The sequence below is a fragment of the Oscillibacter sp. genome, assembly GCF_031978065.1.
In the GTDB taxonomy this organism is placed as follows: domain Bacteria; phylum Bacillota; class Clostridia; order Oscillospirales; family Oscillospiraceae; genus Oscillibacter.
Window position 1 is genome coordinate 1 of sequence record NZ_DALZCH010000135.1, and the last position, 7541, is coordinate 7541.

A 7541-nucleotide genomic window follows, 5' to 3' on the forward strand; every position below is an offset into this window, starting at 1 on the left:
CCCGTGGGGGTTCCCGAAAAGTTGATATGGCCCGTTGGTCAAGTGGTTAAGACACGGCCCTTTCACGGCTGTAACATGGGTTCGAATCCCGTACGGGTCACCAAACCTGTCTGGCTGGAATGTCCGGTCGGCGGGTGTCAAAATTGAATATTTGATGTGGAGGCTTAGCTCAGCTGGTTAGAGCGCCTGCTTCACACGCAGGAGGTCGAGAGTTCGAGTCTCCCAGTCTCCACCAAAGAAAAGCCCTAGAGCCGTAAAGGTTCTAGGGTTTTCTTTATTACACTGAAAAGTGGCACATTTAGTAACAATGTAGTAACGAACTACCTTGTGCTCTTTACTATATTGCGGATTGTACCCGCATTATCGTGTAAATATAGCTGCGTGGTTTCTTTATCGACATGGCCGACAAGCCGTAGCAGCTCGTCCATATCCACACCCTGCTTTACCGCTCTTGTGATGAACGTGTGTCGGGTGCAATGAGGATTGAGCTTTCTCATTCCGAGTCGCTCCAATGTGGGATAGTATTGGCGCTTGCGGAAATTATCTGGTTTTTTGTCTCCCTCGAATCCGTCGATCAAAAGCCCACCATCTGGAGCAGCGTCATACAGTGCTTTCACGTAGTCAAGAATGCAGTCCGGGAATGCAATGATTCTATTGCGCCCGGCTTTTGTTTTCTCTCCGCCGATCATATAGCTGCCCTGGATGTCTACGTCTGATTTTGGAACACTGAATAGTTCTTCTATTCTGACGCCGGTATAGATCAAGATTAGAATTATCCTAACCGTGCTGTCTATGTTGTTATTGAACAGAGTTCGAATTTCCTCATCGCTAAATGTTTGTTTCTCCACCTTTTCACGCTGAGGTAACTTCACAAACTGTGCAAAGTCAGTAGTGGATATTTCCTCTCTGACCGCCCAGCGGGAGAGTTGCCCGAATAATTGCTTAAGCTTTTCTATTGTTGACCGGGATTTACCGGCCTTATCAAGAGCATCTATGGCCTCTTGATAGTCCGCCGTACGAAGGTCTCGCAACTTCCGACTGTAAAGCATGGTCGCGTGGTTCTTGAACGCGTTTTTGTAGGCTTCTTCGCCCTTTTCCCCAATAGCGCGAAAATGCTTACCCGACCACGACTTATAGGCATCTTCAAACGTCATGTTATGCCGTTCGGTTAGATCCCGCTTTGAAACCGCCTCCAGCGTCGTGAGGGCGTCCGTCTTCGTCGCATAGTATCCTAGCACTACTTTGTTCTTCGACGCTACCCATGGGCGACGCAAGCGCGGGGCTGTGAGCTTGTAAGCGCTGCCCATACCGTTTGCCCGCTTCAATGCCTTGCGAGGTTCTCTGGCCTGCTTCTTTCCGCACCACGGGCAGAACGTCGATCTTTCCTGCATTTCCTTTTTGCATTTTACGCAGACAACTTGCAATTTCCTCCAATTATTGGTAAAATTTCTAGAAGAAGTGAGACATTATGACGATGAGGGGTTAATTCAGTATGTGCTCGATGGTTCATAAGGAGGATAGCATTGAAGGATTCAAAGCGCGGCAGGTCCAGCGTGTTTCGCCGCGATGGGATGGACACATTCAAAATGAGTATCAGAGCCGCATACCCGGATTTCAAAAGTGATCGTAGTGTCGTGGACAAATATTACGCTACTACAGTCTACAGTTTTTTAAAGGAATCCGCTTCCGATTATTCCAGACATTGAAAAACTTCTCATGACCAGGTCTATCATGGTACAACTTGGTCGAATGAGTACACAAGATGGATGTAGCCCGGAAGATATCATTGACATAACCCGACTCATCTGTCCGGTAATGTCCGCAGGCTGTAAGGTGAAGGAAATGGAAGCCAGACTGAGATATCTGCGCCGTGGCATGAAAGAAAAAAATCCGCCCCCGGAGTCACTACCTCCGAGAGCGGGAAGTGTGGTCACAAAGAACCACATCAAACACTCTGTTATCATGGCAGATTATGAAAGGAATGTCAATATGAATCTTTCTAACGATAAGCGGGGACTAATGGAAATTTATAGTGACGCCGAGCGAAACAATGATACCGATATGCTTATTGCCATCCACACAATAATTCGAAGGCTTCTTGAGCGGCAAGGAGCTGTCCCGCCCGATCAGACCAGCGGCTTTGGAAGGGGCGGCACTGCAAGTACCGTGCGGATTTGCAACAGCGAGAAGATGGCATCAGGATTTTATTAGGCTGGTTGCAGAAAATTATGGTTTTTTAGATTGAGCCCCAGAGCCAAAAATCTGTGATATTTTGGTAGCATGGATTTCCACAGGCTAAGGAATGATAGAGTGAATTCTCCACATACTAAAGTAAAATGAAGGGAGGATCTACCTTGGGCATTTTAGGATGGATTGTCATAGGCGCTCTCGCCGGTTGGATCGCAAGTATGATCACCAATAATGACGAGAAGATGGGAGCGGGCGCCAATATTGCCGTGGGCATCATTGGCGGTTTTCTAGGCGGACTGGTCATGAATCTATTGGGTGGTAGTGGAATTACCGGATTTAATCTCTGGAGTTTGCTGGTTGCCGTAATCGGAGCCGTCATCTTACTGTGGATTGTAAGTGCAGTTAAAAGAAGGACTTAACTGAGACAAGAAACCGACTGCCTTTGGGTAGCCGGTTTCTTTTAATCGTCTCTAATATCAGGGCGCATCCACAAGGCATCCACCTTTTCAAAGAAGTGGGAGAAGAGCCAACAAAATATGATGCCCTCCGGCGGATCTTTTAACAGGCTATTTTTTTCCAACAAGAGCCGCAATAATTACAATTGCCACAAAGAAAAAAGCCAGCAGCAGAGCAAGAAATGTGAATGACATTAAGCGTTATCGCTCCTTCCGCGTATTTGTGCAAAAACATATTAGCAGAAAACAGGAACAAAGTCCAATCAATTCAGATTCCATGAGTGCTGCATACAATTTTTTGGTAGCCTTCTGACGGGGATAATCCATCACATTGCGTGAGCATGGCAGGGGGGGGGCCGGTGGGGGAATAGCGGTTCTATATGTAAAGCAGCCAATAGGCTATATGCGGTTCAGAGCCGCGGCTTTGCACCATACTCCTTCGTCACCTCGGTCTGTTGTCCCGAATATAATGGGGCGGAAGGCGGGGTGGAGATGTTTACAAGCATAATAAATCCAGAAATCTTCATTTACGATGGCGAGACGGGCGAACCCATAGCGCAGACGCAATTCAGTCTGTCCTTTGACGCGGAGAGAGCGTTGCTCGATCTGGTGAATTTCAATATAATCCCACCAAGGCTTTTGCTGCTCGATCTGAAATTTAAACCCGCAGAGAACTACATCCCGCCGTCGCTGAGCAGACCTGTTAAGCGCATAGGGGTTATTAGGGGCATGTTTAAGGACGCTTACTCCGGGGAGATGGTCCCGGTTGAAATACGCATCAGATACGACGCAAGGGCTAGAGGGAATCTCCAAGGCGGAGAATATTTTTTTGACAGCGTAGAATACAGCAACATAGAATTAGAGGAGATTATCTATTAGCAAAAACAAAGGTTCTTCCGAGCGACTGTTTTTTTCACACAAAACAGAAACCGACTGCCTTATGGTGGCCGGTTTCTTTTTGGTCACGAGTGGGCGGATAGTCTGCCGTCGAGTTGTTTTTTAAGCAAGAGAGGTGGTGACATGCCAAATGAAAACCTTATCCCGTTTGACAAGCGAACAGAGGAAGAGCAGAGACGCATTGCGTCTGATGGCGGAAAGGCTTCCGGTGCGGCACGTCGCCGCAAGCGAAGCCTGAAGGATGCCGCCGATTTATACCTGTCTCTTCCTGTATCTGACCGTCGCAGGTGGAACAAAATTGCGCGCCGCGGCATCGACCCGGAGGATGTGGATAACCAGATGGCTATGATTATCGGACTGACCGAGGCTGCCACGCAAAGAGACGCTAAGGCGGCAAAGGTCATCGTTGATCTTCTGGGCGACACTGCGAATGATTCGGGCGGAGCGATTGAAGACGACCCTATTACCAAATCCCTGAAGGAGACAATCGATGCTGTCACAGAAACAAATCAAGATACTTAAATGGCCATACACGGGACATACGGCACTGATGTATTATCGAGGTAGGACACCATGCAGACCATCAAGAAAAAATCAGGCTGCCAGACGGTACGGCTGTCTGGATTTCTCCAAGGCAAAAATGAGACGCACTAGTTTTTTAGCAGCATGAGAAACGGCAACATTGTAATGCTTACCCTCGGCTCGTTTCTTGGTGAGGTAAGCGGCAAAGGCCGGATCCCAATGGCAAACATATTTGGCGGCGTTGTAAAGCGCGAATCGCAGGTATCTGGAGCCGCGCTTCTCCATATGGGCATAGCAGTTATTGAGCTGCCCAGATTGGTAGGTAGAGGGTGACAAACCAGCGTAGGCAAGTATTTTGTCGGGGGACTCAAAGAGTGAGAAGTCACCAACCTCGGCCAAAATCATAGCGCCCATCCGGGTTCCAATACCGGGGATGGTGGTAATGGGAGAATGAAGCTCGTCCATAATCGTTTGAATCGCGGCTTCAATTTCCTCAATCTCAGCATCCAACTCCCGGATGAGATGGATGGTATGGCACAGCTCCAGAGATTTTGCTGGCATCACGGAGCCAATAGAGGACTGAGCAGCTTCACGGATTTTCACAGCCACATCCCGCTTGTAATGTCCCTTGGACGCTTCAAGCAGGAGTGCTTTTAACCGCGTAAGATGTGCGTCCGCAATTTGTTTTGCACCAGGAAACTCGCGCAGCAGCGCATAAACGGACGCCATGTGGAGCGTTGGAACCAGCTTTTCCAGCTCCGGGAACAGAATGCATACCAGTCTGGCGATGGAGGATTTCAGCTTCGCACGTTCTCTCACTTTGTCGAAGCGGTATCTTGTCAGTGACTTTAACTCCTCGTTGTGGTAAGCTGTGTCTGTGTAGGGCTTGAGGCCCACATCAGACATGAGCATAGCCGCAATCGTTCGCGCGTCGACACGGTCTGTCTTTGTCTTTCTGAGACTGAGACTTTTCCGGTATAGGTTGGTGTGCAAGGGGTTCAAGACATAGGTGGGTAGACCGTTGTCAAGAAGAAACCCGAGAATGTTGCAGCTGTAATGTCCGGTTGCCTCAAGCCCTACCTTTATTTTGTTCTGGGCGGCGGTGCAGGCTTGGATTCTCTCCAATAGGCAGCGGAACCCCTCCATGTTATTGGGGATGGTGAATACATCCGCAGGAACTTCACCCTCTGAGCTGATAATGAAGCAGTCGTGCTTATCCTTTGCCACGTCAATTCCAACACAAATCGTAATAAACCTCCCATGGTGTTATTTGATGCTGTATCCACAGGACTCCTTGCTCTTGTAACCTTGTTCCAAATAAACCGTCCGGCGGTATCTAACTGATTAACAAATCTGCAAAGGGCTGTGGTTGGAGCCTTTCTGGAACCATCGTGTGGTAGGAAGATACAACCAATCCACAGCATCCTTTACAGTGTAGCATATAGCCCTTGGAGAGGGGCTCTAATAACTACTACTCTATAATACAAGGATAATTCAAAAAGATTGCGCTTTATCAAAAGAAACAGACACTCCCTCGCTTGATTTCAAAAGATTCACGCATGGTCCCGCTACTCTTGGGTGGTGCATTTTCCTGATGTTCATCTGTATTATCCTCTCATTATGGAATCCAGATAGTGAATTGCTAAAAAGCGGATTCGAGGCTTTCAAACTGATCGTAATGACAATACTTGGATTTATGTTTGGGTCACAGCAAAAAACTTGAGCACCCCCCCCGGAGCCTACCAATGGTAAGTTCCGGGGGTTTTTGCGCAGGATGCCAAACGACTGCGCATAGAATACAATGGATATGAAAGGAGTAGGATAATACATGTTTGACAGAGTCGAAATTCCGCATATAGATATCTATGATGGTGAAACAAATGAGTATTATGGGAAGTCCATATTTCACGATAATACAGATGTTGAAATCGGCTTGCTCCAAATCGTTAACTATAAAGGGATACCGAAGTCTATGCTGTTTCAAAATGTTACCTTTCTGCCCGCATCCAACAACTATGTTCCGCCGGCGGTATTCGAAAAAGCTAGACGCAATGCAATTGTACGAGCTGCTCTCAGGGACACAAATTCCCACCTTTGGGTACCTGCCGATATTCACATGAATTTTGATTCTCAGGTGCGTGGAAAACTGTCAGGAGATAAATACAGCTTTAATAGCGTTGAGTACACCGATATCATTGTTGAAGATATCAAAACTTTTCCGCAAGGAAGACCGGATGCCACACAGAAATAAAGGCTGCGGATTTGTATTGGAACTTACCATTGGTAGGGTCCGAGGAGTTTTCCGCTAAGCACCCCGCCGCTCGTCTTACCATATAATGCTAATACGGCAGTCTTCGCAAAGTACATCACTAAGGAAGGGAGGGTGTTCTATGTGTTGCTGCCGTCGTAACTGGTGCCGTAACTGGTGCTGGAATCAAAACAATTCTAACAGCCAGAGCAATTGCAGTTGGCGCAGATGCTGGTATTGGCGCTGGGTCTGTGACTAAATTAATGAGTCCAAACTCCCCGGAACTTACCATTGGTAGGCTCCGGGGGAGTTTTACATAAAATTTATGAATCATTCTTATAGTCTTAACAGAGTGCGTTTATTATAAATCTTGCAAGACCTTTTTCTACTCTTCATATCCTCTTACGGAGCAGCCGGATGCCACATGGCATCCGGCTTGTTCTGTTTTCAAGGAGATATCCCAACCGAGATACAGGCCGCAGCGGACGCAGTAGGGGAGAGCCGAAACGATTTCATACGCAAGGCCATTGACAGCGCATGGAGCGGAAATAAAAGAATCCCCTGCAAAAACCGGTTGGCTCTTGCGGGGGATTTTTAATTTGAATGGAATCGCTATGAGGTATCATTACCAAAGCGACGTCTGATTATCTTCCGCCGTGACCAAAAGCTGTGGCGGTGTTTTTTTGAGCAGTTCCCGGCAGGCTGTCGCTGACCACAAGGCTATTTAACGGCTCTGTGGGCGGTATTCTTGTATTGGCTATTTTATTTCTCTAAAGATTGATGTTATATTGGAGATGTCAAGAAGGGGGATTGAAATGCGAAATCTATCAGAATATATCCAGAAGAGGATAACGGAAGATGCTATAAATGAACATAATCGTTCAAAAAGTCTGGATAACATCAAGGTATGTACCAATTATATATTGGATTACTTTACGTCCTATATTGACATTTCTCCAGAAGAAGAAATAACTATTGAAAAGAAGAGAAAGATTGAAAGATATAGAAAGTATATCAGAAAATATTCAAATGAAATAATTAGGTTGATTGTAAAATAAAGATGGACAGTTGAAAAGAAAAGTCCATGGTGATTTTTCCTAGTGGTAGAATGGAGTTCTCACACAACCATCTGCCAAAGGAGGGCAATCACTATGGGCTGCCAAAATTATACCATACTACAAGCACAGCGCAAGCGTGGTCAACATCTCCAACGTGAAGAAAGAGGCGCC

7 protein-coding genes and 2 tRNA genes are annotated in these 7541 nt (G+C 46.8%); 7 read left to right on the forward strand and 2 right to left on the reverse strand.

Annotated elements, in window-relative coordinates:
• The first annotated feature begins 28 nt into the window (after nt 1–28).
• Both RTK01_RS14925 and RTK01_RS14930 read left to right on the forward strand, forming a co-directional pair.
• A tRNA-Glu gene (locus RTK01_RS14925) sits at nt 29–103 on the forward strand.
• Between the two features lie 55 nt (nt 104–158).
• A tRNA-Val gene (locus tag RTK01_RS14930) sits at nt 159–235 on the forward strand.
• An 85-nt stretch (nt 236–320) separates the two neighbouring features.
• On the opposite strand, the gene RTK01_RS14935 is transcribed toward RTK01_RS14930, so the two are convergent.
• Nucleotides 321–1391, reverse strand: coding sequence for a site-specific integrase (locus RTK01_RS14935; protein WP_312281732.1), 1071 nt, complete (start codon nt 1389–1391; stop codon nt 321–323).
• Nucleotides 1392–1842: 451 nt separating this feature from the next.
• Between RTK01_RS14935 and RTK01_RS14940 the strand changes: the two genes are divergently transcribed.
• The 4 genes from RTK01_RS14940 (at nt 1843) to RTK01_RS14955 (ending at nt 4064) form a co-directional block, all read left to right on the forward strand.
• The gene (locus RTK01_RS14940; RefSeq protein ID WP_312281733.1) at nt 1843–2211 is read left to right on the forward strand and encodes a hypothetical protein; all 369 of its coding nucleotides are present in this window, start codon (nt 1843–1845) and stop codon (nt 2209–2211) included.
• A gap of 143 nt (nt 2212–2354) precedes the next feature.
• The gene (locus RTK01_RS14945; RefSeq protein ID WP_312281734.1) at nt 2355–2609 is read left to right on the forward strand and encodes a GlsB/YeaQ/YmgE family stress response membrane protein; all 255 of its coding nucleotides are present in this window, start codon (nt 2355–2357) and stop codon (nt 2607–2609) included.
• 522 nt (nt 2610–3131) lie between these two features.
• Nucleotides 3132–3524, forward strand: coding sequence for a hypothetical protein (locus RTK01_RS14950; protein ID WP_312281735.1), 393 nt, complete (start codon nt 3132–3134; stop codon nt 3522–3524).
• A 141-nt stretch (nt 3525–3665) separates the two neighbouring features.
• The gene (locus RTK01_RS14955) at nt 3666–4064 is read left to right on the forward strand and encodes a hypothetical protein (protein ID WP_312281736.1); all 399 of its coding nucleotides are present in this window, start codon (nt 3666–3668) and stop codon (nt 4062–4064) included.
• Nucleotides 4065–4136: 72 nt separating this feature from the next.
• Here the strand turns inward: RTK01_RS14955 and RTK01_RS14960 are convergent, their stop codons facing one another.
• Entirely contained in the window at nt 4137–5291 is a 1155-nt protein-coding gene (locus RTK01_RS14960) for an IS110 family transposase (protein WP_397353006.1), read from the reverse strand.
• Nucleotides 5292–5892: 601 nt separating this feature from the next.
• On the opposite strand from RTK01_RS14960, the gene RTK01_RS14965 reads away from it, so the two are divergent.
• Nucleotides 5893–6315 carry a hypothetical protein gene (locus tag RTK01_RS14965; RefSeq protein WP_312280965.1) on the forward strand — a complete coding sequence of 141 codons (423 nt, stop codon included), beginning with the start codon at nt 5893–5895 and terminating at the stop codon, nt 6313–6315.
• Nucleotides 6316–7541 lie beyond the last annotated feature (1226 nt).

Excerpts from the sequence above, each read along its gene's own strand:
- RTK01_RS14935 (WP_312281732.1), bottom strand. The coding sequence starts at position 1,391 with ATGCAGGAAAGATCGACGTTCTGCCCGTGGTGCGGAAAGAAGCAGGCC.
- RTK01_RS14940 (WP_312281733.1), top strand. The coding sequence starts at position 1,843 with ATGGAAGCCAGACTGAGATATCTGCGCCGTGGCATGAAAGAAAAAAAT.
- RTK01_RS14955 (WP_312281736.1), top strand. The coding sequence starts at position 3,666 with ATGCCAAATGAAAACCTTATCCCGTTTGACAAGCGAACAGAGGAAGAG.
- RTK01_RS14965 (WP_312280965.1), top strand. The coding sequence starts at position 5,893 with ATGTTTGACAGAGTCGAAATTCCGCATATAGATATCTATGATGGTGAA.